This is a genomic window from uncultured Algoriphagus sp. (genome assembly GCF_963974365.1).
Lineage (GTDB): Bacteria > Bacteroidota > Bacteroidia > Cytophagales > Cyclobacteriaceae > Algoriphagus.
The window spans coordinates 83857-109691 of the sequence record NZ_CAXBBX010000016.1 but is presented as its reverse complement, the minus strand read 5'-3'; the positions used below and the strand labels follow the sequence as shown (position 1 = coordinate 109691).

Annotated in this window: 27 protein-coding genes; 9 read left to right on the top strand and 18 right to left on the bottom strand. The window is 40.2% G+C overall.

Going from position 1 to position 25835, the window contains the following annotated elements:
* Positions 1-201 precede the first annotated feature (201 nt).
* From AACZ87_RS19830 to AACZ87_RS19815, 4 genes are all read right to left on the bottom strand, one after another.
* Positions 202-1767, bottom strand: a complete 1566-nt coding sequence (locus AACZ87_RS19830; protein ID WP_339869777.1) for a hypothetical protein — start codon at positions 1765-1767, stop codon at positions 202-204.
* Entirely contained in the window at positions 1745-3019 is a 1275-nt protein-coding gene (locus AACZ87_RS19825) for a toll/interleukin-1 receptor domain-containing protein (protein WP_339869775.1), read from the bottom strand. Before AACZ87_RS19825 ends, AACZ87_RS19830 begins: the two co-directional genes overlap by 23 nt.
* Positions 3020-3199: 180 nt before the next feature.
* Positions 3200-3343: a hypothetical protein gene (locus AACZ87_RS19820; RefSeq protein WP_339869773.1), complete on the bottom strand. Its 144-nt coding sequence runs from the start codon at positions 3341-3343 to the stop codon at positions 3200-3202.
* 279 nt (positions 3344-3622) lie between these two features.
* The gene (locus tag AACZ87_RS19815; protein WP_339869771.1) at positions 3623-3895 is read right to left on the bottom strand and encodes a hypothetical protein; all 273 of its coding nucleotides are present in this window, start codon (positions 3893-3895) and stop codon (positions 3623-3625) included.
* A 228-nt stretch (positions 3896-4123) separates the two neighbouring features.
* Between AACZ87_RS19815 and AACZ87_RS19810 the strand changes: the two genes are divergently transcribed.
* The 8 genes from AACZ87_RS19810 to AACZ87_RS19775 all read left to right on the top strand — a co-directional run bounded on the left by AACZ87_RS19810 (position 4124) and on the right by AACZ87_RS19775 (position 13597).
* A complete protein-coding gene (locus AACZ87_RS19810) occupies positions 4124-4318 on the top strand; it encodes a hypothetical protein (protein ID WP_339869769.1) in 195 nt (64 codons plus the stop codon).
* Between the two features lie 830 nt (positions 4319-5148).
* Positions 5149-5757 (top strand): hypothetical protein, encoded by a 609-nt coding sequence (locus AACZ87_RS19805; protein ID WP_339869768.1) that lies wholly within the window; start codon positions 5149-5151, stop codon positions 5755-5757.
* Positions 5758-5931: 174 nt separating this feature from the next.
* Positions 5932-7500, top strand: coding sequence for a type I restriction-modification system subunit M (locus AACZ87_RS19800; protein ID WP_339869766.1), 1569 nt, complete (start codon positions 5932-5934; stop codon positions 7498-7500).
* Positions 7500-8795, top strand: a complete 1296-nt coding sequence (locus AACZ87_RS19795) for a restriction endonuclease subunit S (protein ID WP_339869765.1) — start codon at positions 7500-7502, stop codon at positions 8793-8795. The genes AACZ87_RS19800 and AACZ87_RS19795 overlap by 1 nt, the downstream gene beginning before the upstream one ends.
* 418 nt (positions 8796-9213) lie before the next feature.
* Complete coding sequence (locus AACZ87_RS19790; RefSeq protein ID WP_339869763.1) at positions 9214-9657, top strand: excisionase family DNA-binding protein; 444 nt, start codon at positions 9214-9216, stop codon at positions 9655-9657.
* A gap of 4 nt (positions 9658-9661) precedes the next feature.
* Positions 9662-10258, top strand: a complete 597-nt coding sequence (locus AACZ87_RS19785) for a PIN domain-containing protein (RefSeq protein ID WP_339869761.1) — start codon at positions 9662-9664, stop codon at positions 10256-10258.
* Positions 10259-10368: 110 nt separating this feature from the next.
* Positions 10369-10602 (top strand): hypothetical protein, encoded by a 234-nt coding sequence (locus tag AACZ87_RS19780; RefSeq protein ID WP_339869759.1) that lies wholly within the window; start codon positions 10369-10371, stop codon positions 10600-10602.
* 121 nt (positions 10603-10723) lie between these two features.
* Positions 10724-13597: a type I restriction endonuclease subunit R gene (locus AACZ87_RS19775; protein ID WP_339869757.1), complete on the top strand. Its 2874-nt coding sequence runs from the start codon at positions 10724-10726 to the stop codon at positions 13595-13597.
* A 140-nt stretch (positions 13598-13737) separates the two neighbouring features.
* Here AACZ87_RS19775 and AACZ87_RS19770 read toward each other — a convergent pair whose 3' ends face one another.
* The 5 genes from AACZ87_RS19770 to AACZ87_RS19750 all read right to left on the bottom strand — a co-directional run bounded on the left by AACZ87_RS19770 (position 13738) and on the right by AACZ87_RS19750 (position 16414).
* Positions 13738-14148: a hypothetical protein gene (locus tag AACZ87_RS19770; protein ID WP_339869755.1), complete on the bottom strand. Its 411-nt coding sequence runs from the start codon at positions 14146-14148 to the stop codon at positions 13738-13740.
* Between the two features lie 39 nt (positions 14149-14187).
* Positions 14188-14628 carry a hypothetical protein gene (locus AACZ87_RS19765; protein WP_339869753.1) on the bottom strand — a complete coding sequence of 147 codons (441 nt, stop codon included), beginning with the start codon at positions 14626-14628 and terminating at the stop codon, positions 14188-14190.
* 145 nt (positions 14629-14773) lie between these two features.
* Positions 14774-15454: a hypothetical protein gene (locus AACZ87_RS19760; RefSeq protein WP_339869752.1), complete on the bottom strand. Its 681-nt coding sequence runs from the start codon at positions 15452-15454 to the stop codon at positions 14774-14776.
* A gap of 99 nt (positions 15455-15553) precedes the next feature.
* Entirely contained in the window at positions 15554-16009 is a 456-nt protein-coding gene (locus tag AACZ87_RS19755) for a hypothetical protein (RefSeq protein WP_339869751.1), read from the bottom strand.
* 42 nt (positions 16010-16051) lie between these two features.
* The gene (locus tag AACZ87_RS19750; protein WP_339869749.1) at positions 16052-16414 is read right to left on the bottom strand and encodes a hypothetical protein; all 363 of its coding nucleotides are present in this window, start codon (positions 16412-16414) and stop codon (positions 16052-16054) included.
* A gap of 156 nt (positions 16415-16570) precedes the next feature.
* Between AACZ87_RS19750 and AACZ87_RS19745 the strand changes: the two genes are divergently transcribed.
* Positions 16571-16870, top strand: coding sequence for a DUF3892 domain-containing protein (locus AACZ87_RS19745; RefSeq protein ID WP_339869747.1), 300 nt, complete (start codon positions 16571-16573; stop codon positions 16868-16870).
* On the opposite strand, the gene AACZ87_RS19740 is transcribed toward AACZ87_RS19745, so the two are convergent.
* The 9 genes from AACZ87_RS19740 to AACZ87_RS19700 all read right to left on the bottom strand — a co-directional run bounded on the left by AACZ87_RS19740 (position 16867) and on the right by AACZ87_RS19700 (position 25822).
* The gene (locus AACZ87_RS19740; RefSeq protein ID WP_339869745.1) at positions 16867-17595 is read right to left on the bottom strand and encodes an SOS response-associated peptidase; all 729 of its coding nucleotides are present in this window, start codon (positions 17593-17595) and stop codon (positions 16867-16869) included. The genes AACZ87_RS19745 and AACZ87_RS19740 overlap by 4 nt on opposite strands.
* A gap of 116 nt (positions 17596-17711) precedes the next feature.
* Complete coding sequence (locus AACZ87_RS19735) at positions 17712-18662, bottom strand: zincin-like metallopeptidase domain-containing protein (protein ID WP_339869744.1); 951 nt, start codon at positions 18660-18662, stop codon at positions 17712-17714.
* A gap of 476 nt (positions 18663-19138) precedes the next feature.
* Positions 19139-21421 (bottom strand): multicopper oxidase domain-containing protein, encoded by a 2283-nt coding sequence (locus AACZ87_RS19730; protein ID WP_339869742.1) that lies wholly within the window; start codon positions 21419-21421, stop codon positions 19139-19141.
* Between the two features lie 33 nt (positions 21422-21454).
* Positions 21455-22327: a DUF3347 domain-containing protein gene (locus AACZ87_RS19725; protein WP_339869740.1), complete on the bottom strand. Its 873-nt coding sequence runs from the start codon at positions 22325-22327 to the stop codon at positions 21455-21457.
* Between the two features lie 645 nt (positions 22328-22972).
* Complete coding sequence (locus tag AACZ87_RS19720; RefSeq protein WP_339869738.1) at positions 22973-23428, bottom strand: nuclear transport factor 2 family protein; 456 nt, start codon at positions 23426-23428, stop codon at positions 22973-22975.
* A 22-nt stretch (positions 23429-23450) separates the two neighbouring features.
* Positions 23451-23969 carry a nuclear transport factor 2 family protein gene (locus AACZ87_RS19715; protein ID WP_339869737.1) on the bottom strand — a complete coding sequence of 173 codons (519 nt, stop codon included), beginning with the start codon at positions 23967-23969 and terminating at the stop codon, positions 23451-23453.
* A gap of 85 nt (positions 23970-24054) precedes the next feature.
* On the bottom strand, positions 24055-24816 hold the full coding sequence (locus tag AACZ87_RS19710) for a hypothetical protein (RefSeq protein WP_339869735.1): 762 nt from the start codon (positions 24814-24816) through the stop codon (positions 24055-24057).
* A gap of 29 nt (positions 24817-24845) precedes the next feature.
* Complete coding sequence (locus AACZ87_RS19705; protein ID WP_339869734.1) at positions 24846-25301, bottom strand: DUF2231 domain-containing protein; 456 nt, start codon at positions 25299-25301, stop codon at positions 24846-24848.
* Between the two features lie 2 nt (positions 25302-25303).
* The gene (locus tag AACZ87_RS19700) at positions 25304-25822 is read right to left on the bottom strand and encodes a DUF3347 domain-containing protein (protein WP_339869732.1); all 519 of its coding nucleotides are present in this window, start codon (positions 25820-25822) and stop codon (positions 25304-25306) included.
* Positions 25823-25835 lie beyond the last annotated feature (13 nt).

Genomic DNA, 25835 nt, shown 5'->3' with positions numbered 1-25835 from the left:
CCGAAAAATTATAGAATAACTTTTCTACACTTACACACTTAATGGGATACTACCAATTCCTCTTACTTTTTGAGTTTCAAAATCAGTTTAAACCCTTTAAAATATCGACTCAATTCTCAGAAGAACCTATCTAGTTTCCCTCGAAATATTCTGGGAAGGGTGTTTAACATTTGATTTATCATTCTTCACGAATCCTCACTTTCATATGTAATATTTGAATTGCCTCATTTCGGATTCCCAGTTCTTCGTAGCTGTTAAAATATTTCCAATTAAGTCTGAAAATCTTAATGTTACGGGCAAGCCATCTCCGTAAACGCAAGCATTGTAATTCAGTTTTGTCAGAGCTAAAACATCTTGCATTACAGTTTCAATATGAGCAGAACCTCTATTTACTTCTATATATAATGGGTTAGCTGTTTCAAGATGATTTGTCGAACCTAAACGGGGAATAAACCCTCTCGTGAACAAATAACCAGATTCATCATTGATAATCCAGCCTAAACCCCTCAACACCCCATAGTTATTTTTCTGCTTGAAGGTTTCTTTGAAAAGCTTCAATTTTCTTCGACTGTCTGATCGAGTGTCCTTGATGAGAATTCCATTTAATTGAGTATCAGCCTTCTTATTTGCTATAGCATTCATAAAGCCCTTCCATTCTTCGTCTTCAAACTGGACCCGTCCGTGAATAAAGAGCTCTTTCGGATAATTACCTTGTGATTCAAAAAAGTCCTCCAATGCCATATTGAGTAGTTTCTCTGCACTTTCTTCATCTAAATGATAGCCGATACTATCTTCACTCTTAAATAAGCCAATGTTGCCCCTAAAAATTGAGCCATCGCCATCTTCTAAGAACATTTGAGCTGCACTACAAACTGAACGTTTATTTGATTTATCTGCAACTCTCTTAAATATTAGACCCAAGTAGCAGACATCTTTCCTCACATCATTTAAAACCCAAGGTTTATTACCAAGTTTATAGTAAACGGCTACCGATTGAGTCCAAGCTAAGTGAGCTTTCATATCATCACCAAGTTCCTTTAAAAGCAATTTGTCCTTAAATTCTAAAGTGGGTTCTACAATCACTTGAACTGGGCTTTGGATCTTATTTTTTAATAACTCAGCCTTTATCAAGTTATGAAAATCTGTAGAGTCGTCCTTTAGTCTTTCTAGTTCAAGTAATTCTTCATCAAACTCTTTGAAAAGGCTTCCTTGACCTTGTTTTAAGATCTCAATTTGCTTCTTTTCCTTTGCTGTAATATCCTTCCCTTTTGAATTGTATCTACATTCCATGTAAACAGATCTCGGAACAATTATAAACCATAGGTCAATTTGTTTATCGTCTTTCCCTCTTGATTCAATAATTTTATTGGCGTAGTAATCAACAAGTTTCCTAGTCCTTTCTGGCTTTCTATCAATAGCAAGAATTTTCTCAATTTCTGAATTGTCAAGGTATTTCTTGAGAACTGGTTCTTCACTCCATTCAATTCCAAAAGTTGCTTCAAATCCAGTATAGCTAGGTCTTTGGGCTTCATTGTCATAAGTTTTCCCATACATTACTTTTTTTGAAAAAATGGGAGATTGAAGCCTTTTTACAAAGCTCTTATATTTAAATAAACCCTCTGTTGTAGCAACTACACCTGCCTTTATAGAGTTTCGTTCAAATTGCTCATTAGCTCCAAAAAGCATTAAACCGTCTCTTGGGTCTTCTGCAGTCTGCCCTTTTCCAAATGTTAGTTTGGGCTCTTTAAAGTGTTTCAGGTTCATCATATCCTTTATCTGACTTAAACAGGGAGGTTCTTATATCAATATCAAATTCTTCTCGACCTGAGTTAATTTTTAAAAACTGTTCATTTCTGCCTTCATTTACGTAATTCATAAATGCAAAAATCCTGTCATACCAATGTCTATTGAACCACTCTTTAGGAATTGACCTTCTATACTTTCTATCATCCTCCTTGAATCCATTTTCGTCTGAAATTAACAAGTGAGGATTAGCAACAAAATGAGGGAATGGATTTAGCTGAAATTTAAAAGACATACTATAATTCCAAAAAATATCACCTTTTTTCCCTTTTAAAGTTCTCCATCCTTTACGATTTCCAACTTCAAATGGATAACCACCCGAATCTCTGGGGGGCTTCTTTGTATAGTAAATTTTTTCTTTGCTTTTTTTTCTCCAACATTTAATGTTTTCATGCAAGTAGAAAAACTCATCTAAAGCACTATTCATTAGTTGCGTGAAGTGTAATTTTGTACCTATAATCGTTTCTCCCGAATTAAGAATGTAAGTATCATCAAACAGAAAGTCCTCTACTGCAACATCTTCTCTAAACTCGGTTCTCAAGTCGAGTCCAGAGTCATCAAAAAAACCTAAGATGTAATCTTTATCTCTTTTTTGAGCAAAAGGAATTTCTTTTTGAGCTTTTCTTGCATCTCCACTAAAACGATAAATAGAAATCGTTTTTGGAAGGGTAGTTGAAAGCCAATTGGAACCATAGAAGTCTGGACGGTTTAAAACTTGACCTTGGATGTTAAGGTACTTGTGCCATTGTTGCAAAACATTTGGTTCTACTTTGATCTTTTGGATGTTTTGCAGTTCAAATTCTTCGATTAGCTCTTTAAGTCCTCTACCCCAGTTACTACTAAAATCAATTATGTCAAGTGGGAGAATGCTTATTGGGAAATCATCACTGCTACATCCGTCAACTTTAATTGGTAATATATAGTTTTCAATTTTCCTTGAAATGGATTTTGCCAAACTAACTTCCATAAAAACACCTCTATTTTTATCTTGAGCTTTGTTTATATATGCTTCAGAAACTAATGGGATGAATTTTAAGGAATCATTCTTCATTTTCAATTCAATCTCATTCCAAAAAGCGTCTCCCTTCTTTAGATTATCTTTATCAACCCAAACATTATAGCCTAATTGGCGAATTTTAGATGCAAGCCAAACAGCTAAATAGTCATCTTCAGGTTGGGCATGACTAATGAAAATGAGATTTCTTTCTTTTTCCAATTTTCAGTTTTTTTGATAGAAGTACCTTAATAATTGTATGTAAATCGTGTATTAAATCTCAAATTAATCTGACCTCAACCTCTGGTTATTTATAATAACTAAATGACAACGGCAAGAAAAGGTATTTTAGACACAAAAATATACCTAGTACAGGGTATTTTTCACTATTTATCCCTTACTTCATTTCCCTGGCTTATGCTTATGTGGCTTCAGCGAAGGTGTGTTTCCTGGAGTTTCTTTATTATCCCGTTGACGCCTGTCCGGTTTCCCAGTTGAATCTGCAATTCTCTTTGGTCCTGGTTTGATTCCGTTTCTAATTTCCATTATTTGTGTGGTTTTGATTTAACATGTAGTGAAGCTAACCTAAAAAATGGCAGAATCTCTTGCTAAGCAACAACTTAGACACAAAATGTCGGGAAAGTTTTCAATGACCAAAAAAATCCAATCAACTAGTCAAAAGCCGTCCTATTACAAACACGGTTCTCAAGCGAGAAAACACATCGATAAATCATCCTAAGTCTTTGTCATCCCAGGGTTATCTATCATTCGCTTCATGGTATCAAAAAATGCCTGATAAAATGATTCGTCCTTGGCTGTCAGCTTTTATAGCTCTAGCTCCTGTCTTCGCTGCTTATTCAACACTTCTTTAAGCATATAATGAAGTACCAGTTCTCTCGTATGGCTATCGGGATTATTAAAATACTTTTCTTCAATATCCGGATGCTCGATCAGCTTTCTGGACACTTGGATAAACTTTACACGCTGGTCTTCCGGGGTAGCCTCCCACCCATGAAACCATCTTTCATTGAAGGTTTTGATGATTTCATCCAATTGATCCTTTTCTTCCTCCCCACCTGGGTGTAGTGAAATCGTCATTTTGACTGGGTGGGATTTGACTACCCTACAATCTGGCCTCCCGAATCTTTTCACTCTGGGGACTAAAATGATTTATGGATCATTTTTTAACGCTATGTCCTACCCTAATATCATTATCAATTTACAATTGGCTTCATAACCTCACCCCTTCCCTTCATCCTTATTTATTCGATTCCGTCTAGGACGCACCACGACTTTGTTGACAGGATATGGCTCAATTTGTTTATCATGGATCTTAGTGAATTCCTTCACACATTTAAGATTGTGGTAGATCACCAGACCACTCTCCAGCACTTCCTTTTTAAGATTGCCTTTTTCGAGATGGTAGGTCAGCACTGCATACCACGTCTGGGTGTAGTCAAATGGTTTGTAGTGACTGGGTGGGATTTGGCTGCCCTACCTTCAGGCTCAAGGCTAAAATGATTTGTGAATCATTTCTAGACACCTTGCCCTACCCTGATATGCTTACCTATCCCGTACAGTGGTCGGGAGCAATTGGCTTTCCATCCTCACCCATTCCCTTCACCCTTATTTATTCGATTCCGTCTAGGGCGCATCACGACCTTGTTATCAGGATCTGGCTCAATTTGTTTATCATGGATCTTAGTGAATTCCTGCACACAGGTAAGATTATGGTAGATCACCATCCCATTTTCCAGCACTTCTTTTTTAATATTGCCTTTTTCGAGATGGTAGGTCAGCACCGCATATGCCCTATCCCAGTCGTGACCGTTTAATTTGATGATTTCTTCAAACGTGATAATGGAGCATCCATAGGAAATAAGTCTGTGGGTTTACCGATCCAATATCGGAATTATCATCAAAAAACCAGTGGGTGACTAGTTGAATCAAAACTTTACAAACCAAAAAGTTATCATTCGCTCCTGTTCTCATATATCCTATCTTTTTAGTAAAGGTTGCTTAGTAAATGAGTAATAGGTAAGCAAGTTCCAAAGGGTAGCTCTATCAGTTGTTAGCTACTGATACTACAGTATCCACCCGTAAATTCTCTTATGCATTTCCGATCCATCTTCGATGGCTGATCGGACAAGCATCGTAGGAGCATCGTAGAAACATCGAAGGAGAGTCGAAGTAAAGCTTACTTTCAGCACGGTATGTTACCTATTTATACTATAGTATAATCCTGAGAGGATCTAGTGAGAAAGAAGAAAGCAACGGTTAAAGAATTAGCCATTTGCGGATGTTGATTGCAACTACTTTTCTACTAAATTGACACCTTATCATGAAAAACCATGTCTTGCCCCCACCGATTTATAAATGACCTAAGGCTTCAATATGTAGATTGGGAAGTTCGAACGCTGTTCATTGGCACTTTTAACCCAGCCTGGGATCTTCCAAACAATTCTGCAGAGTGGTTTTATGGTAGAACTGCCAGAAACGATTTCTGGGGCATTTTACCAACAATTCACATTGGCCATAGTATGATTCCAGGAACTCCAGAGGACTGGAAAAACTTCTGCCGAAATCACCACATAGCCGTTACGGACATTATCACTTGCCTCAATGACGCGGATATTAACAACCCAACTCATCTTGAAATGGTAAAAAGATTCAAGGATGATCAACTGGCTAAGTTCGATATCGAGTCGACAAACATTCCTGCCCTACTGGAACATCACAAGGAAATAAAACAGATTTGCTTAACACGAAAAACTCTTCCTTCTCCATGGAATCAACTGTTTCAGCCCACTTTCGACTGGGTAACTAATCACCCAGAACGAAACATCCAATTTAAACGACTTAGATCACCATCTCGCGGAGCACGACGGGGAGTTAAAGGTGGGTTCACAGAATTTACTTCTACTAACTGGAAGACAATCGGAGATTATCAAATCCTCTAACTTAGATCTATTCATCAACCTATATTGGAAATCTTTTGTTTATTTGGTGCTTTGCCTTTGCACCGAAAAACCTATTTTTAGCCAAGCAAACACTTTTTCGATGGTGAGCAGCTGTGCCTCGCGCTTCATCCTGTCGGAATCCGTTTTTCAATAGTATCAAACTCAACCACTTCAATGTCTGAAGATCAAAAACGCCAGTTGGAAACACAGCTCTGGGGGATTGCAAATCTACTCCGGGGCAAAATCTCCGCTGATGATTACCGGGATTATATCCTGGGATTTATATTCTACAAGTACCTCTCTGAGAAACAAAATATCTTTGCCAATAACCTGCTGGAAACTGAGAAAATCAAAGAGTACACCCAACTGACTGATCCAGAAATGCTGGAAGCAGTCAAAGAAGAATCTTTGGAAAAGCTGGGCTATTTCCTGCAGCCTGGCGAACTTTTCTCTGCACTTGCTGCCCGGGGAAATGCGGACACAGAAACAGAAAGCAACTACATTCTTGAAGACCTGAAAGCTGTGCTAAACCACATCGAGCAAAGCACCATGGGCACTGACTCCGAGGAGGATTTCAATGCGCTCTTCGAAGATTTGGATCTGAACTCTACAAAGATCGGAAGAACTGTAGCTGCCAGAAATGCCGTGATCGTACAGATCCTAAATCACCTGAATAAGATCGATTTCAAACTCGGAGACCTAGAATCCGATGTACTCGGAGATGCTTACGAATACCTGATCGGTAAATTCGCAGCTGGTGCAGGGAAATCTGCAGGGGAATTCTATACCCCTCAACAGGTATCGAAGATCTTAGCTAAGCTAGTCACTACGGGCAAAACTAAAATCAAGTCCGTCTATGATCCTACCTGTGGTTCGGGTTCTCTCCTCCTCCGGGTAGCAAAGGAAGCCGAAATCACAGAATTCTACGGACAGGAACTCAATCGTACCACCTACAACTTGGCGCGGATGAACATGATTCTCCATGATGTGCATTACCGTGACTTCAGCATTCAGCAGGAAGATACGCTGGAGAATCCACAGCATGAAAACCTAAGATTCGAAGCAATCGTCGCCAATCCACCCTTCTCTGCACACTGGAAAGGAGACGACAACCCACTCAATAGCAACGATGCCAGATTTAGTCAGTTTGGAAGACTTGCCCCTAAGACAAAGGCAGATTTTGCCTTTATGCAGCACATGCTTTTCCAGCTGGCAGATAACGGAATCATGGCCAGTGTATTTCCACATGGTGTACTTTTCCGTGGAGGAGCTGAGGGTGTGATCCGGGAGTACATGATCAAAGACATGAATGTACTGGATGCCGTGATTGGACTTCCGGCAAATATCTTCTACGGCACCTCCATCCCTACCTGCATCGTAGTACTGAAAAAATGTCGTGAGCAGAATGACAACGTCGTCTTTATCGATGCCAGCGGAGCTGATCACTTTATCAAGCTGGGAAATCAAAACGAACTTCGAGAGGAAGATGTGGAAGCGATCATCGAAACCTACCGCACGCGAGAAACCAAAGACAAATACAGCTATGTAGCGACTCTGGCAGAAATCACCGAAAACGACTACAATCTGAATATCCCGCGCTATGTGGACACCTTCGAGGAAGAAGAATCCATCAATCTGGATGAAGTAGCCGAGGAACTGGTGCAACTGGACTCTGAGTTGAAATCCAACGAGGTTTCGTTGATTAGCTTCTGTAAGGAACTGGGAATCAAAACTCCTTTTTGATGAAAAAAAAGAGCAAAAGCATCCCTGATTTAAGGTTCAGTAATTTTTCAGGTTCGTGGGAAAAGCACAAGTTATGTAAGGTAGCCGAAATCTTTGACGGAACTCATCAAACTCCGAAATATGTATCTGAAGGAATACCGTTTGTAAGTGTAGAAAGCATACATAACATTTCTGGAACGAAGAAATTCATTACCCCTGCAGCTTTTAAAAAGGATTTCAAAAATCCACCTAGGAGGGGCGATATCCTGATGACAAGGATAACTGCAGGTATAATTGGAGCAACTGCGATAGTTGAGAGCAATTCACCACTTGCTTATTATGTCAGTCTTGCACTCATACGGATCAAAGGCGATGTAAGTCTTGAGTATTTGAATCATTTTATCTCTACAGATCAATTCAAACGAGAGCTACATAAAAGAATTATCCATGTTGCTTTCCCAAAAAAGATAAACCTCGGAGAAATTGGTGATTGCGTTACCTCTCAACCTTACGAAAAGCTTGAGCAGCAGAAGATTGCCGAGTTTCTGACAGCTGTGGACAAGCGGATTGAGTTGCTAGAGCAGAAAAAAGAGAAGCTTGAAGCCTACAAAAAAGGTGTGATGCAGCAGCTCTTTCCTTCGACAGGCTCAGGACAAGTACCGAAAATCCGCTTCAAGGAAGACGACGGTTCGGATTTTCCTGATTGGGAAAAGAAGAAGTTGGGGGAGATATATGAATTCCGAACCACGAACTCGTTTTCAAGAGATAAATTAAACTACGAATCAGGGGAGTACAGGAATATCCACTACGGTGATATTCACACTAAACTTCCTACACTTGTGGACTTAAGAGAAATCAACCTTCCTTTTCTAAATAAAGACATTGAGATCCGAAAGACATATATAGAAAATCAAGTGGAAGCAGGTGATTTAATCATCGCAGATGCATCAGAAGATTATGCAGATATCGGTAAAACAATTGAAGTGATTAACACATCCGTTCAAAAGGTATTTTCTGGACTCCATACACTTCACGCTAAACGGAAAAATCATTCAGTCGAAATTGGTTTTGGTGGCTATTTAATGAAAACTTCAGTTGTCAGAAACCAAGTGAAAAAAATCGCTCAAGGCACAAAAGTTCTGAGCATCTCTGTCACTAGAATGTCAGAGTTAGAACTGGTAATTCCTTGCCTGGAAGAACAACAAAAAATTGTCAAATTTCTGAGAAGTCTTGATAAGACTACAGAAAAATTAATTCGCCAAATCAACCAGACTCAGACCTGGAAGAGGGGGCTGCTTCAAAAGATGTTTGTATGAAAATCACCCCGATCCATCCTACATAACCACCTACATCGCACGTAGGCCTTCAGATGGATCAAAGCGATCAATATCAATACAGAAAACGCCACCAATTAAGACCTGACAATTTCCGATTTCCTTCCTCCAAACGGCAGGATGAACTTATCTCATAGCTAGTGAGCTTTTTCCTAAAATCCCTATATTTGCACAGACAGTACACGCCACGCTACCCATTTGAACAGCGTCCCGGGGCGTGTCTTTTGCTTTTTAGGGGACTGAGAAAACAAACGCCGCTCGCAAACACTGCCGATTTACATGGAGTTGGTTTAATCTTCACTAGTTTCAAAGCATCCTCCTTCAGCCACAGGAACATATTTTCACAGAAACTTTGTTGCGTTTGTTGCGTTTGCTATATTGACAAAAAACACTAACACTCATGCTGGAAACTCTCAAAAAACCTACCGACAAAGAGAAAGCTGCTGCAAGAACTTCCGCTGCTACGTTGAAGGAAATAACGAATGCTTCGAGAGCTAAAGCAATCGTACAATTTGAGGTAGAAGGAAAAATCGTTTCTCTTCCGAAAAGGATTCTAAAACTGGTTGAAAAAGCTCTTGGCGCAGTGGCTTCGGGTAAGTCTGTTGTACTATCTTCCCTTTCCAACGAGCTAACTACTCAAGAAGCTGCGGATCTATTAAGGGTATCCAGACCACATCTTATAAAGCTTCTTGATACAGGGAAAATCCCGCATAAAATGGCAGGATCCCATCGTCGTATATTACTTGATGATGTCAGAAAATACGATAAGCAACTTAGAGAAACACGTAGAAAAGGATTGGATTTCCTAGCCAAAGAGGCTCAAGAAATGGGCTTGGGTTATTGAGATTATGGAGATCCGAGCACTTTTAGATGCTTGCGTATTATACCCTATGACCATACGCGATCTTCTTTTAACTTTCGCTGAAACGGATTTTTTCAAGCCTTTTTGGAGCAAAGACATTCAGGAGGAATGGAGACGAAACTTGATACAAAACCGGCCCGATCTAGATCCGGATAGGATTTTCCGGATCACTTTAGCAATGGACGAATATTTTCCTGATGCATTGGTTGAGGATTGGGATCTGATGTTGAGTCCAATCCAATTGCCTGACAGAGATGATCACCACGTGATGGCTGCGGCAATTACATGTAAGGCAAATTTCTTGGTGACGTCCAACCTAAAAGACTTTCCATCCGCAACACTCGATAAATATGGTATCAAGCCGATCCATCCAGATGATTTCTGCCTTTTGCTAATTCACCAAAACCAGAAACTTGCAAATAAGTCATTTAGAAATATGGTTGCCAGACTTAAGAATCCGCCAAGATCCGTCAGTGAAGTTTTAGCAACTCTAGTAAAAACGGATCTACCAAAAACAGCTTCCATTCTAGCGAAACTTACAGACAATTCTGAAGGGAATGAATCTGTAACTTCATCGATTTAAATTTTTCTCATTTGGCTTTACTGATAATCAATTAAATCCTTCACAGAACTTTGACTCGTTAAGTCGGTTTGCTAGATTAACATTTCAGGCTCAAGCATTTGTAAAAAATCATGTCACTCGTCGAATTAAAATCGCACATCGTCAAACTCTTAAAGGAGAGCCAGAATAAGGAACTTCTGGAAATGCTATTTGAGATCCTTAAGAAAAAAGGCACACCTTCAGGTGATATGTGGGAAGATCTCACCCCGAATCAGAAGCAAGAGTTGCTTGACAGCTATGGCGAATCTGAAAACGAAGAAAATCTAGTGGAGAAGAATCAGCTGTTCCGAATGCTGGATTTCTAAAAATCATCATAGCCAAGTTTCTCAGAACTTGCTTCACACCAACTAAATCCACATCTTAGCTGTAACAGTACCTGAGTTGCATACCGTAAGATCTGCACTCGGGTCATTTTTTTTTCAGTTCATGACAATACAACCCGAGCAGGCATTAGAAAATAACTTGATCCTACAGCTTCAGGCTTTGGGCTACAAGTCAGTTATCATCAAAGACGAAGAAGCTTTACTACAGAACCTCAAGTCCCAACTGGAGATCCATAACAAAGTAAAACTAAGTGTGGATGACTTCAGACAGGTCCTGAATTTCATCAACAAGGGAAACGTCTTCGAACGAGCCAAAATCCTTCGAGATCGAGTGCCATATGTGGATGAGACTGGAGAGCACCGAACCATAGAACTGGTCAATCAGATCCACTGGTGTCAAAATCAGTTTCAGGTAACCCAGCAGATCTCCGTCGAAGGGAAATATAAGAACCGATATGATGTCACCATCCTGATCAATGGCCTTCCACTGGTACAGATAGAATTGAAGCGAAGAGGGCTAGAACTCAAAGAAGCTTTCAAGCAGACAGATCGCTATACGATCCATTCCTATGGAGCTGGGCAAGGGTTATTCCAGTTCATCCAGATCTTCGTAATCAGCAACGGAGTCAATACAAAGTACTATGCGAATGCACCGCTGAAAGACCGATCTTTCAAACAGACATTCTATTGGTCAGACACCAAAAACAAGCTGATCACACAGCTATCAGAGTTCTCCGACATTTTCCTGGAACCTTGCCACATTTCAAAAATGATCACCAAATATGTCGTGCTGAATGAAACTCAGAAGACATTAATGGTGCTTCGCCCCTATCAGTTTTATGCAGTGGAGGCAATCATCGAGCGTGTAAAAACTACTCCGAAGTATGGCTACATCTGGCATACTACGGGCTCGGGCAAGACATTGACTTCCTTCAAAACAGCCCAGATTCTTACCAACCTGCCACAGGTTCACAAAGTCGTCTTTGTGGTAGATAGAAAAGACCTGGATTACCAAACCACCAAGGAATTCAACTCCTTCTGTAAAGGAAGCATCGACGGCACCAATAACACCAACACCTTAGTAAAGCAGCTGGCTGGCGACAACAAACTTATCGTCACCACCATACAGAAGTTGAATACTGCCATCACCAAGACAAGGCACCTAAAGCAGCTGGAGAAGCTCCGAGATAAGCGAATCGTTTTCATCTTTGACGAATGCCATAGAAGCCAGTTTGGAAAGACCCACTCCGACATCAAAGAATTCTTCGAGTGTTCTCAGCTATTTGGTTTCACAGGGACACCGATCTTTGAAGAGAATGCCGGGACTAATGCCTTTGGCAAGCGGACGACTACGATGCTTTTTGGAGACTGCCTTCAAAAGTACGTGATCACAGATGCTATTCGTGATGAAAACGTGTTGAAGTTCTCAGTAGAATACATCAGCACCTTCAAGAAAAAGGAAAACATACTAGACATCAATGTGGAGGCAATTGATGAAGAAGAAGTGATGAATGCCCCTCAACGTTTGAATAACGTCACTGATTATATCATCGCTAATCATGGCCGTAAAACTCACAGCCGATCTTTCACCTCGATTTTCTGTGTATCCAGCGTAGCCTCACTAATCGAATATTATAAGCTATTTCACCAGAAAAAAGAAGCCGGAGAGCATCAGCTCAAGATCGCAACCATCTTCTCTTATGGTGCAAATGTAGATCTGATTGACAGCGGAGAAGAGTTTGAGCAGGATTGGGAAAAAGAGGAGTTGGAAATGGCTGCAGATACGGGGCGCGGGATTTATCAAACTCCTGACAAGAAGCACCCACGTGATTACCTGGATGAATTTATGGGGCATTACAACCTGACCCATTCCACAAACTATAACACCAAAGACAGTCGACTCTTCTATCAGTACTATAATGATGTGGCAGATAGAGTAAAGAAAAAGCAGATTGATATACTCTTGGTGGTAAACATGTTCCTTACAGGCTTTGATAGCAAATCCTTGAATACGCTATACGTGGATAAGAACCTGAAATTCCATGGACTGATCCAGGCTTATTCCCGCACCAACCGAATTTTGGACGAGTTGAAATCCCAGGGCAACATCGTCTGCTTCCGAAACCTGAAACAGGCTACCGACGACGCGATCACCCTTTTCTCCAACATAGCGGCAAAGGATGAAATCATCATGCAACCTTATGAGGACTACGTAGAGAAATTCCAGGAAGCCGTTACCAAGTTACTTGCTGTCGTACCGACCGTGGACAGTGTGTATGAGCTACCAAGCGAGGTAGAGAAACTGGAATTCATCAAAGCTTTCAGGGAATTGATGCGCCTGAAGAATGTGCTGGGTACTTTCACTGAGTTTGAATTTGATGACTTGGTCATGTCCGAGCAGGATTTTGAGGACTACAAGAGTAAGTACCTCGACATCTACGACTCCAGCAAAAAGCCAAGCAAGGAAAAGGTCTCTATCCTGAACGATGTCGATTTTGAACTGGAGCTGATCCACCGGGATGAAATCAATGTCAGTTACATTTTGAAACTACTGGCAAACCTCAAGGATGCTGCACCGGAAGATCAGGAGAAGCAGAAAAAAGCAATTGTGGAGCTGATTGTAGGAGAATCCCAGCTTAGAAGCAAACGGGAACTCATCGAGAAATTCATCAATCAGACACTCCCAATCATCAAAGACTCAGAAGACATCCCTGAGGAGTTCCTCAACTTCTGGACTAGGGAGCGAATTGATGCACTTAACACTCTTAGCCATGAAGAAGGGCTGGATACAGAGAAACTGGAACAGGTCATCGGCGACTTCATCTACACAGAGAAAGAGCCACTTCGGGATGATATTATCGGCATGCTCAATGCTCGTCCTGGACTGAAGGATCGAAAGACAATTGCCGAACGTGTAAAAGGAAAAATCATGGACTTCGTGGAGACTTTTATCAACGGGATTTCAGCAGCGGCTTAAGTAGCATTCTTTGAAGTAAACACAAGCTATTGTGACTGGTTGGAAGTATTGAGAAGGTAGGATAATCAATTCTATATGTGTTTCGAATTAAAGCCAAATACTCGTCAATTCCACACCCCCATTTCCCTTGTCATACCCTATCAGGAATTCTTGCTATAAATCGAATAGATAGAAATATAACTTTCCCTCTGGGTTCTATTGATAAACCTGAAATAGACCACATCAGCACCTGCGGTATACTCTTTGTAAAAATGCAATCTTTTCAATAGCTCCGGCTTGATATCCTGATACTTTGGAAGAATGTGGTGCTGCTCAAGTACCAAAACTTTGTCAGCCTGAAAGCAATTCTGATGAATTTCATTCATTGGATCCAGCATGGGGTACAGGTAATCATACAGTGTCTGCTCCCAACGATCCGGCAGCGGTCGCTTCCCAACCATCCACTTATAAAGTGACTTTCCGCTTATTCCTAGCTCATCCTCGATAGCCGATATCCGTAAAAAATGCCTGTGCATTACCAAAAACTGTCTGGCCAGTGAATCTGCAATCATATTGGTTCAGAAATGGATTTTATATTAACCTCAAAGTTATCACTTCATTTCTGAATATATAGGAGCACCAACTAACCTTTCGGAAACAAGGAAGCTAATCGAATCAATGCTTTTAAAACTTGAAGCATCACAGGAAAAACATAAAAACGATATGACTTCACCTGATTCCATTAAGGCACTCACATTATACGCATCTTCTCTATAATGGGTAAATGAAGACATCATACTAGGATGATCAGAAAACATTGACGGCGGTCCCACCCATTCACCCTCAGAAAAAGAATATCCAACTACAGTTCCTTTTGCAGTGTAAGAATTGCCCAGTAATTCATTTGTAATAATTAAAACGAGAACAATAATAGGGAATAGGATGAAAACCCTAAAAAACCAAACATTTAATGACCCTGCTTCTGACTCTATCAATGCAATTTCTCTATCTCTTCTATCGTCCCAATCAGAATAACCATTTAAATACCTCATAACTAACCATCTATGACCATATAAATATAAGATAGTTTTTGAAAAGTGACAGGTAACACTTTAATAATTCAACAAACTCAGCAAAGCGTCAATCTTATACTTTAAAAAGTAAGCCAGTTCTGACTGGGATTATTTCTGATCCGGACTACCTATTGGTTTGATTGTCTTTTAGTTTTTCATTCAAATCTCTGATGAAGTCTTTTTGTTTAATCAATTTATCAATGGTAGTTTCGAACGTCTTTGTGTCACTCAATTTTGGAAAAGACAAGCTGCCTTTGGCGATAGAATAGGTAAGCAGGACATTGAAATAATTGACCATCAAAATTGCCGTCTGAAGAAAGTCGGTCTTTACTACTTTAAATCCTACCCGCTGGGCAGTCCGCTCATTTATGATATAACTGGTGCCGCTGATTTTGAAGTTTTCAGTCTTCTTGTTTTGATTGACTTCAATCAGGTTTAAAAGCCCTTCCAAATATTGCTGAAGTATAAAGTTCGTCCTTTGTTTTCCGTTTGTCCTCCGGTCAATCACAAATACATAATCAAATAAAGTCCCTCCATGTAGTATAATTTTTCCGTCTTGAGGTTTTTCAGCCAGGAACAGAGGAGAATAATAAATTAAATCCCCGCTTTTCTTTAAAGAAGGAGTATCGAAAAAAGGCGCAATCACAGACAGTATTATTCCGAAGACTACACCCCCAACCCAATAAACACCCGACTTCCAAGAAATATAGAAAGTCACCAAGATTACCAGTAGGACAAAAAATCCAATCATCAACTGAATCTGAAGTTGTTCTCTTCTCGGCTTTAGGTAAAATCTATGTCTCAAATCAATTCCTTTCTTATTGCACTGGCCTGCGACTATTAATTAAGCAGTGGTAAATCTAACCATGGGATCTCAGATATACTTACTCATCACGAACCAATCTCAAGCCGAACTGCCAAAAAACCAAGTAATCAAGCGAATGACCACATAAACAAACCCAACCAGGGCAAAAAAGAATGTCCACCAATAGGTCTTGTAAATTCTCTTGGAGTTTTTGACATCAAACTTGAGCTTCTCCAGCTCTAGTCTTTTCTTTTCCTCTGTTTCCTGTTTGGCTTTTTCCTGTTCTTTAAAAATAGCTGTAAAGCCTCCCTCGAAATAAAAAGCAGGTAAGTATTCATTTGCCCAAAACATCTCAGGATTTGGATTAGTTTTTGGAAATAATAGTTTTGGCCTATGATCATTCAGGTGATGAAACATAGCAATCAAATAAGCCTCAGGTTTATCCGGAAAAAGGGTTGCCTTCATATCCTGCACTGATGCTACTTTGGGTTTATCCGAAACCAAATCCATTATGAGTAGGTCAAGGTCTTCTGCTGTTTCTTTGGTGAGCTTCATAGTAAGAATTGGGTTTACAGAATCAAACAACTGACTGGCCTTTCAATCTTCAAAAAAACTTGTGCTAATAGCTCTCCAATCAGCCAATATATTGGTAACAAATCCTCTCAAATTTTCCTCTCGGGTAAAATAAATAGAATCATTCTCTTCAATACCAATTCCAGATCCCATGACAGTTACTCTTTTGTTATCATCGGTAAGCACGGTAAATCTTGTAGGATTGGGTAAATGCTCAACTTTTAAGCGAAACGCTACTATAGCTGCTCCCTGATAAGCTTCCTTACCGGTGACAATTCCTTTATGAAATGTGACCCGCTTCCCAAGCTTGTCAGTGAGAATTACTATACCTATGCTACATGAAAGCAATGCAGCAACGCCCCAAGAAGTAAAAAGTTGCTGTTTCATAAAAAGTACAGTTAGCCAAACCTTCAACAAATTATCAAAATGAACTTAAAAATGAAAGAGAATAGCCTACATTCAACTTCTTATGCAATGCTAAAATAGCTAGTTAGAAAAACTATTTTTCAATACACCATATTTACAGCGGGGCCTATAACAAGAATGACAAGATTAAGAATACATTTCGTTAAGAAAGAAGTAGCCGGGTCAGGATCAATGACAATCAGCCAAATCGGTGGAATTAATAACACCGGTGAACGGTGGGTGATTACTGCGGAAAAAGCCATTGAGGGAATCACCCATGGAAACTGGGAATTTTTTATCCTGGAAAACCACCATGAAATCAGCGTAACGGTGATCCATTCAACAAAGGGAATTCCAAATTTAACGGCAATTGGTGAGGGGTATCTACATAACCTCTTGGAAGACTTACCTGAAATAAAAAACGAAATAGTTTACTAATCTACCATCTCAGGAAGTTCAGCATATTCCGCCTTCCCTGTTACCTCTTTTACATTGGAATCTTCAGTCCTGGAAGTAACCAATCGACTGATGGTATGAGAGGCCATTTGATCCATTGAAATCGGATTCATCAATTCTTGAATTTCATCCTTCTTTAAATCTGATTCAATCCATTTCTTTGCGTTGTCAACATCTAAAATCAAAGGCATGCGCTTTTTGGTATTGTGAATCTGGGCCATCAATAGATTTGCTTCTGTGGTAATTATAGAGCAGGTACGTTTGATTTCCCCTGTTTCTTTATCTGTCAATTCTTCCCATATCCCTGCCAACTGAAAAACACCTAGACCTTTCGGATGAATGAAGTACGGATACGTTTTACTTTTATAATGCCTCCATTCATAGAAACCTGTTACGGGAATAATACAACGTCGCTTAAGTATTGCTGCACGAAATGAGGGCAGTTCAAAAATTGTCTCAGCTTTAGCATTCAGGGTTTTATTTGCAATATCAGTAGCTTGCTCAGCTGATTTCACCCAAAAGGGCACCAACCCCCACTCCATTTCCTGAAGGTCATTGGGCTTGTCACTGGCTACTACTCCTAATTTAGGATGAGCAAATCCATTAAGATGAAAGCGCTCACCTGTTGACTTCGCCCAGTTCTCAGGAATAGTCACTTTAAAATCTTCATCAAAGTCCAGGGAAGACTGGTTAACGTGGTAGCACATAGTAAATGGAGTTTTGTTGTGATGAATTGAATTTAATCATCAACAGTAAGTTAAACACAAAAAAAGATGCTATTAAAGTAAACCATGACCAAAAAAAGGGGATTGCTCCCCTCTTCCTAAAATGGAGGTTCCATTAGGATGTAATCCACTGCCTTCTGTGCTTTGCTTGCTGCTTCTATCAGAAGGTGTTTGTCATTTCTGAGCTCATTCAGCCAGTGTTGGATGTAAGCTGCAGAGTTCTCCAGTAGGCTCTGATCCAATATCCCTGTAAGGTTGTTCAGGTACCCTGCTCCCATCTCAGCGATCAATTCTTCCGTTCCGTAAATCGCAGATGCAAATTGCTGAGGTTCTGAAACTCCTATTCTATTTAATCTGGAAGAGTGGCCTGTTGAATGGGATATTTCATGGTACAATACCCCAAAATATTGCTCAGCGGAGTCAAACAGTTTTTTCTCCGGCATCGTGATCTGATCAAGGTCTGCCCGGTAGTAAGCTGAGGAACCAGTATGAACCAACCCAGGAGCCTGGAGCATATTATCATAGATTTTCTGGCATTTCTCATTTATCGGCAGTGGATCTTTTTCCTGCAATTCTGGAAACTCCCAATCTATCCCCTCAATCTGTTCTATGGGAAACACTTTGAACTCTTTGAGAAAAACGGATTTACTCACCAGTTTGAGATCATACTCGCCAATCCTATCTTCTGGAATCACCTTGCCTGTCTTCTTATCCCGAAAGGCAAAGTTCCAATAGCAGACCGGAAGAGCCTTTGCTCCTTTCTTTACTTTACCGCCCAATCCATTGGCCTGTTTAAACGTCAGGTAGTAAGGGTATTGATGTCCACAGGATAACAACAGCCAGAGATTAATCCCTTTGTAGGGTTTCTTGGTGAGGTAATTTGCCGGCAGTCCCATCTCATGCCAAGGTTGCTTCCAGGGAATAATTCCCTGTTCCAATTTCTCAATAATCAGATCGGTAAACTTCTGATAGATATCAGATTGGGATCCTGTTAGCTGAAAGTCAGATCCCCTTCTTCTCTTTGCTGATTTTTTTGTTTCAGTCTTCATAGCTTTTTGTTTTGGTTTTACAAATACTTATGAAGCTGCACCAGCCTGAGTCGGGCACTAAGTGCAAGAGGAAACGGAATAAACCAGCAAAGGCAAGAGCGAGGGCTTTATGCCGTAGTCTCTTGTCTCGTGTGCTGGAATCAGGTTAAATTGGCGTAAGAAGGAATAGAAAAAATAAATTTCAATTCTTTCAGCCCTAACTAAATCAAAATTAGTACATCTTGATAGGATTCAAATATGATAACCAGTCAAAAAAACTCTTGCGTCAATACAGGACTAGTCAACCAGACCAGTAAGTGTTTTGTGAGAAGAGAAGTGTGAGCAATAGTCCACTGCCTTTATCCATTTACTCACTGACATTTTTATTACAGTGTGAGTCAAGCAAGCCAAAAGCCATACTCTTTTGCAATTATTGGTAGCTTGTTAGCTTAGTAAATTACAAATAAGTATGGCTTTAAGTGAAAACTCTTCTTTCATCAATAGTTTAGCATTGCACCAATACCAAATCCCATATCACTGTCGTAATGAGTGGTTACTCCCAAATTTCGTGTCGCTATATATCGTAATCCTGCCATATATTCTTTGTCAGTATTCCACATAAGGTTCATACGCAACCTTTGGGTTAGTGGAATGTCATTACGCTCAAATTGCAACCTAACATTACCATCGGTGAATATTTCGGCCTGAGCTACTACTAGCATTGGCAATGTGTAAGCGACACCTAGACTAACTAAAGAACGATTATCCTTGGTGTTTTTTTGACCAAAAAGGTTTTCTTCGAACTCATTATGACCCAATTTTCGATAGCGCCAATCAAAGCCTACAAACGGCATCAACCATTGCATTTTTCCAATATATCGGCCTATATGGGTTTCTGTTTCATACCCGTGCATGTCATTATATCCCAAACGCCACTCGGTACCAATACTCCATCTTGTACTTTGAATCATCAGTTGCCCATCATTTCCATTGGTAGCAAAATCGTTTTCTGCCATCAAGTGAAAGGCTCTATCATCACCTTTTAGTTTTCTCAAGGCGAGTGCTGGATTTGGAATCAATGGATTAGGTTCCTGATTTTCGTAGCTAAACACCCTACCCATACCACTCATCATATGGTACAGAATATGGCAGTGAAAAAACCAATCGCCTTCAACATTCGCCTCAAACTCGATCACATCAGTTTCCATAGGCATGATATCCACCACATTTTTAAGTGGCGCGTATTCACCTTCGCCGTTGAGCAACCTGAAATCGTGGCCGTGCAAGTGCATAGGGTGTCGCATCATAGAATTATTGTACATGGTTATTCTCACTTTTTCACCTTTTTTTATCAGGATTTTATCGGTTTCGGAAATAACCTTGTTGTCCAGACTCCAAACATAACGGCTCATATTTCCCGTAAGCGTAAAATGAAGCTCTTTAATAGGTGCATCCTCGGGAAGCGTCGTTACGGTTGGCGACTTCAACATGGCATAGTTGAGCGTAGTAATATCGGATAGCTCATTGCTTTTGTACATATCCTCGCTCATTTTCATTCCATTCATTTGCTCCATTTTATGGCCTGAATGTTCTTCGTCATCCTTATCCATTTTCATACCCTTTCCATTAGCTGCAGGCCCAGTTATTTCAGGATACATCACCACATTCATATCCATTTGCTGCATGCTCATATTCATTCCCATCTGGTCCAGATCGCCGTTCATTTTCATCATTCCGTTCATCATTTCCATCCCTTCAAAGTATTTCAGTTTTGGCAGTGGCGAAGTGAGCTGTTTTATGCCAGTACCCAAATAAATGGAAGCTGATTTTATGCGGTCTTCTGACGTGGCCAAAAATTCAAATGCCGTATCGTCCGCAGGTATGGTAACCACCACATCATAGGTTTCTGATACTGCAATGAGCATTCTATCCACATCCACGGGTTCTAAATCATTACCATCATTCGCGACCACGGTTATTTTTCCGCCGGCATATGTGAGCCAGAAATAGCTCGATGCACCACCGTTTGAAATTCTGAGCCGTACCTTATCCCCTGCTTTCAAGCCTTTCAGAGATGTATCCTCATTTTCGCTTTTACCATTGATGAGGAATTTCTCATAATAAACATCACTTACGTCCATTGCGAGCATTCGTTTCCACTCATTATGGAGCTTTATTTTAAAGTATCCGGTTTTTATGGCCTCCCCATAGCTTTGTGTGGTTCCTTTTTTTATGGCAAACCAGTCTGAAGCATTGTGAAGCATTCTATGAACATTCTCAGGCTTAATGTCTGTCCATTCGCTCAAAATGATAGGGATTGTGGGCAAATCGTCTATCCCTTTTCGAAATGTTTTATCATCAGTCCTTTTATTCAAAATCATAGAACCGTACATCCCTATCTGTTCCTGTAGTCCAAAATGGCTATGATACCAATGCGTCCCATGTTGTATAATGGGAAAAGTGTATTTATGAACCGTGTGCGGCGGTATGGGCATTTGGGTGAGGTAGGGAACGCCATCCTCCTTATTGGGCAAAAACAAACCGTGCCAGTGCAAGGAAGTTTCTTCATCCAATTCATTGTGCACATAAATTTCGGCGATGTCTCCCTCCGTAAACGTGAGCGTTGGCATTGGTATTTGTCCGTTCACTGCAATGGCGTGCCTTTCTTTTCCGGAAAAATTGACAAGCGTATCCCGCACATAAAGGTCGTAGCGCACTATATTTTGTGCCTGTAGGGAAAATGTCCCAAGAAACAGAAGCACCAAGATTAATTTTTTCATTTCGTAATCGAAAAATTAGATTTCTATTGTGCTTCAGTTATTGTGTTCAATAGTTTCCACAGTAGAGCCGCAGCTTAGCATCTGTGAACCGTAATAAGGATTTTTAATGGCCTTTTCCTTGCTCAACCAATTGGCATCCTGCATTGGGCAATATTGAAAGTAAAGGGGCTCATGGGAGCTGTAATACGCCAAGATTTCGTGCATGTTCTTTGACCGTTGCTTAACGATATCCTTGGATTCTGAAATGCCTTTAGCATCCGCCACTAAGGAAGGCAACACCTTGGTTAGTGCGGCTTGATCTGCCGTTTTAAATGTTTCTATTTTTAGGACCTTAATTGCATTCAACAGTTCTGATGCCTTGGCACTTGCCGTTACCGCATTAGTTTTCACCAAGGCATCGCTTATGGCAAAATAAGTATCGAAAACTATCTCCAGAGAATTTGATTCCTTCATTTCAGGCATAAGCATATTAGCATGGTTTTCAGAAGATGTCATATTCATTTCCATCTTTGATTCGTGCATTTCCATCTCCATTTTGGATAGTGACATAGCCATTGCAGGCTCTTTTTTCTGTCTTTCATATTTGCAGCATTCCGAAAGCTGTGCATACGCATTGTCCGGAGCCAAATAGTGGTCATTGTCATAACCTGCCAAGGCAATTCGTTTTAATATTTCGTCCCGATTTGACTTTTTGGAATCGAAGGTAATTTCGGCCATCTGGCTGTCTTTGTTCCAATCGACGCTGGCCGTATTTTTAATGTTTCCTGCTGTTTCGATGGCAGTTTTGCACATGTCGCAGTTACCGAAAATTTTTACGGTTTCCGTTTGGGCGTTTTTAATTTGAGCGATAAGCGCTGTTGATGATAACACCATAAGTGCAACCATTATGATCTTGAATGATTTCATTTTTATGAATTTTAAACTATGGTAGAAAGAAGCGAATACACCCCTTTGGTTTGTATTCAATAAAGGACAGGTTAGCTCCTGTCAAAAAATGAATCAGCTTATTTCTGGTGGTTGCCAGATGGAAAGATAGACTGATTTAGGAATGTGTTGAACGAAAGTCCGATGGTTAACTAAAAGTATAAAGTTATTAGTGTTTGACAATTTATAATCATTAATGAAAACAGTGACATTAACTGTGCTTGAACAATGACAAGCTGTATTGTCACAAGGTACACCCCCAGGTTCATCTTGATTTTCTCCGCTATCACAACACGATTTTTTCTCGGAGTGATTAGCATGTTTGGAGCAAGAAGTTTTTCTTTTTTCAGAAGAATTTCCGGAAGCCGAAATAGTACTAGTCAAAATAACCAGTAGCATCAAAAACATGATTAATCTTTGTGTGTTGTTTTTCATAAAATCCAATTACAAAAATAACTAAAATTCAGATTTCGGTTCCGCTTTTCTGAGCTTTGTCAGAAACAGCTCTTTTGGTTTTTCAACGTTGGTTTTCTTGTGCGAAAAAACGCATGGGTAATATGATAGCTAATCCGTACTATATACTCAACCAATCAAAGCCAATGGCATGGATACATCCTTTCGTTTTCATTACTTCTTGGCTCTGGAAGAGCTATGCGTTTTGATAATTTTCCAATCTCCTTCGATCTTCTTCAAAATCGAAGTGGCTGTCGCTTTTCGCTCTACTTTCTTGTCCTCATCTTTAAGTACAATGTTGTACACATATGATTCCGTAGTGAAAGCATAGGGCAGATCGACCACAACTTCTATTACGTATTCACTAAACGTGAAAGAGGAAAAATGACCAAGCTCCGGGCCGATGTGATTGGCTATGTAGTCACGATACGTCCCTTCGATTTTCCCTTGTTCCAAAACCTGAGAATCTTCTGTAAACAGTGCATAAGACTCAGAAACATCCAGACTCTCCAGTGTCTCCTTGTACTTTTTCATTACCTGCTTAACTTGGTCTGTCTCAGTTTGAGCTAAAATTGTATGGCTACAAAAGATGGCAGCCATTAGTAATATATTTGTTGCGATGGTTTTCATGGTTATTAAATTTTGAAGTGAATTAGTTACCTGCTTCTGGTTCTGATTTTTTGGATCTTGCAGAGGTATGAGTCTTTAGGATTTTCCATTCTCCATCTACCTTCTTAAGGATGGAAGTAGCAACACCCTTTTGTACAATGGTTCTTTCATCAGAGACCAAGGCAATCGTGTAATCGTAGGTTTCGGTTGTGAATGCATATGGCAGATCTATCTTTACAGTGACTTTATAATCACTAAAAGAAAATGACTTGAATGCCTTCAGTTCGGGTGAGAGATGATGATCTAGATAATGGGAAAAAGAACCTTCCACACCTCCAGACTCAAATACTTCTGAATCTTTGATAAAAAGGTCATTTAGACCGGTTGTACTTAAGGCTTCAACACCTGCCTTATACGCCATTAGGACTTCCTTTACTTTGGCTTCATCATCAGTCGTGTCAATAGCCGATTGGTCTGCGACTTTCTCCTTTTGTTCAGAGCATCCACTCCACAGGAAAATGGATAAGATCAGAAGCGTTAAATAGTTAAAATTAGATTTCATAATTTCATTATCAAGGTTGGAAAAAGCAACCCTGCAAGACAGTAAGTGCCTTACAAGGTTGTTAAGAATTTAAATATCATACAGGTTATTCATCTTCCATGGGAGTAAGTTCGACAGATTTGATCTGGAGCATTCCTTTGCCTTCAAGTAATATACCGACATATCCATCCTTCATCATATCACCATGTCCGTGAGTGATTGTCTTATTTCCAATATAGCCTTTAAAGTGTGTGCCAGCAGCAGAAACTCTAAGGTTAGTCCAGTCGTCTGCAGACTCATACGTTTTCTCATCAAAGATTTCTTCTTTCCCATCCACTACACGTCCAAGCTTCATCTTGTCACTATTAATAGCCACGAATTCATAGTTGCTAGTGTTCTGTGCATGATGAATCAACTTTACTGTCCCATTAAAACCTTTCAGGTTCAGCATTGCGGCCATTCCCAAATTTCCGTAAGAGGTGTGAAAAACGAACGCAGTTGGAGTGCCATCTGCAGTAAGTTTCATCACATTCAGTCCGGCCTCAGACATTACTTCAGGATTGATGTTTCCCATTGCTCCAGCTAGAAAATGGAAGTCCGATTGGATAGATTTCACACCATCGTCTCCAGGTGTCCATTTCTTCATCTCACCTCCATTTGCAGTTGACTCATGATTTTCACCCATTTCAGCCCCGTGATCGTGTCCACTTTCTTCACCTTCTTCATGATGGTCATCGGCTTCCATCATACTGTGATCATGCCCATCCGCTTCGGTCATATCATGCTCTTCACTAGTCTTTTTCTCTTGTGAACATGACACCACAAGAGTTGCCGATAAAATGACAATCATTATTTTTATGTATTTCATTTCGATTATTGTTTTAAGTTGATTACTTATTATTTGTTGATTCCTACACCGTACTTATACACCAGCTTTCCTCCCAGATCTGCGGTCTTTGCGACCATCCCCACCCCGATAATTCCAAGAATGAAAAGCGCAATGCCCACTATCTTTTTCTTGTCCCACTGTTTCCAGAAGATAACTCCTCGAAGAATTGTATAGGCTATAAAGAAATAAAGAGTGTAGCTGCCCCAATCGGAGTGATTACTTGCTGTCATTTCACCCTGAAATGGAATAGTTACCATATCAATTGCCTGATCCCCACTTAGGAAAGCTGCATAGGCACTTACGGCACCAAGTCCATACAATGCCATTGCCGTATTTCGAATCCACGCGTCCTTTCTTATAAGGGAAATCAAATCAAAAAAAACCGCTGCCAACCAAAGAGCAATTGGAAAGTGAATGATCAATGGGTGGATATTTGGTGCCCATTCTGGGAGTAAAGCTTCCATGATTATTCAATGGTTTCTTTCACACTCCCACAGGTAAGCATCTTACTGCCAAAGTATGGGTTTGCTATAGCCATCTCGTTAGAAAGCCAATATGCTCCAGTACTATTATTGGCCATTGGGCAATAATCCACATAGATCGACCCCATGGATAATTTTGCGTTTTTAATCAGCGCAACCATTTCATTGCTTAGCGAAGCAAACATCTTCCGCTGTTCCTCCAAATTCTTTGCTTTAGATACCATTCGTCCTTGCTCCAAGACTTTACCTCCATCATTCACATCCTGCAATGCAAGCACCAAAAGTGCTGCGGCATCATTAATTTTTAATGCATCGGAGGTAACTAGTCCATTTTTAAGCTCAATGTATTTACTGTAGGCATTGCCAATTGCTTGATCCTTAAACATTGGAGCCATCGGGCTCATCTCTTCTGTGTTTTTGTGGTCACCACTATCGTGAACATGCTGTGCGTAGGCTCCCCAGCTCCCCAGAGCCAGTGAAACCAATAGAATGAATTTTTTCATTATTGTTCGTTTT

Excerpts from the sequence above, each read along its gene's own strand:
- AACZ87_RS19830 (WP_339869777.1), bottom strand. The coding sequence starts at position 1,767 with ATGATGAACCTGAAACACTTTAAAGAGCCCAAACTAACATTTGGAAAA.
- AACZ87_RS19820 (WP_339869773.1), bottom strand. The coding sequence starts at position 3,343 with ATGGAAATTAGAAACGGAATCAAACCAGGACCAAAGAGAATTGCAGAT.
- AACZ87_RS19815 (WP_339869771.1), bottom strand. The coding sequence starts at position 3,895 with ATGACGATTTCACTACACCCAGGTGGGGAGGAAGAAAAGGATCAATTG.
- AACZ87_RS19810 (WP_339869769.1), top strand. The coding sequence starts at position 4,124 with ATGGATCTTAGTGAATTCCTTCACACATTTAAGATTGTGGTAGATCAC.
- AACZ87_RS19805 (WP_339869768.1), top strand. The coding sequence starts at position 5,149 with ATGTCTTGCCCCCACCGATTTATAAATGACCTAAGGCTTCAATATGTA.
- AACZ87_RS19800 (WP_339869766.1), top strand. The coding sequence starts at position 5,932 with ATGTCTGAAGATCAAAAACGCCAGTTGGAAACACAGCTCTGGGGGATT.
- AACZ87_RS19795 (WP_339869765.1), top strand. The coding sequence starts at position 7,500 with ATGAAAAAAAAGAGCAAAAGCATCCCTGATTTAAGGTTCAGTAATTTT.
- AACZ87_RS19790 (WP_339869763.1), top strand. The coding sequence starts at position 9,214 with ATGCTGGAAACTCTCAAAAAACCTACCGACAAAGAGAAAGCTGCTGCA.
- AACZ87_RS19785 (WP_339869761.1), top strand. The coding sequence starts at position 9,662 with ATGGAGATCCGAGCACTTTTAGATGCTTGCGTATTATACCCTATGACC.
- AACZ87_RS19780 (WP_339869759.1), top strand. The coding sequence starts at position 10,369 with ATGTCACTCGTCGAATTAAAATCGCACATCGTCAAACTCTTAAAGGAG.
- AACZ87_RS19775 (WP_339869757.1), top strand. The coding sequence starts at position 10,724 with ATGACAATACAACCCGAGCAGGCATTAGAAAATAACTTGATCCTACAG.
- AACZ87_RS19770 (WP_339869755.1), bottom strand. The coding sequence starts at position 14,148 with ATGATTGCAGATTCACTGGCCAGACAGTTTTTGGTAATGCACAGGCAT.
- AACZ87_RS19765 (WP_339869753.1), bottom strand. The coding sequence starts at position 14,628 with ATGAGGTATTTAAATGGTTATTCTGATTGGGACGATAGAAGAGATAGA.
- AACZ87_RS19755 (WP_339869751.1), bottom strand. The coding sequence starts at position 16,009 with ATGAAGCTCACCAAAGAAACAGCAGAAGACCTTGACCTACTCATAATG.
- AACZ87_RS19750 (WP_339869749.1), bottom strand. The coding sequence starts at position 16,414 with ATGAAACAGCAACTTTTTACTTCTTGGGGCGTTGCTGCATTGCTTTCA.
- AACZ87_RS19745 (WP_339869747.1), top strand. The coding sequence starts at position 16,571 with ATGACAAGATTAAGAATACATTTCGTTAAGAAAGAAGTAGCCGGGTCA.
- AACZ87_RS19740 (WP_339869745.1), bottom strand. The coding sequence starts at position 17,595 with ATGTGCTACCACGTTAACCAGTCTTCCCTGGACTTTGATGAAGATTTT.
- AACZ87_RS19735 (WP_339869744.1), bottom strand. The coding sequence starts at position 18,662 with ATGAAGACTGAAACAAAAAAATCAGCAAAGAGAAGAAGGGGATCTGAC.
- AACZ87_RS19730 (WP_339869742.1), bottom strand. The coding sequence starts at position 21,421 with ATGAAAAAATTAATCTTGGTGCTTCTGTTTCTTGGGACATTTTCCCTA.
- AACZ87_RS19725 (WP_339869740.1), bottom strand. The coding sequence starts at position 22,327 with ATGAAATCATTCAAGATCATAATGGTTGCACTTATGGTGTTATCATCA.
- AACZ87_RS19720 (WP_339869738.1), bottom strand. The coding sequence starts at position 23,428 with ATGAAAACCATCGCAACAAATATATTACTAATGGCTGCCATCTTTTGT.
- AACZ87_RS19715 (WP_339869737.1), bottom strand. The coding sequence starts at position 23,969 with ATGAAATCTAATTTTAACTATTTAACGCTTCTGATCTTATCCATTTTC.
- AACZ87_RS19710 (WP_339869735.1), bottom strand. The coding sequence starts at position 24,816 with ATGAAATACATAAAAATAATGATTGTCATTTTATCGGCAACTCTTGTG.
- AACZ87_RS19705 (WP_339869734.1), bottom strand. The coding sequence starts at position 25,301 with ATGGAAGCTTTACTCCCAGAATGGGCACCAAATATCCACCCATTGATC.
- AACZ87_RS19700 (WP_339869732.1), bottom strand. The coding sequence starts at position 25,822 with ATGAAAAAATTCATTCTATTGGTTTCACTGGCTCTGGGGAGCTGGGGA.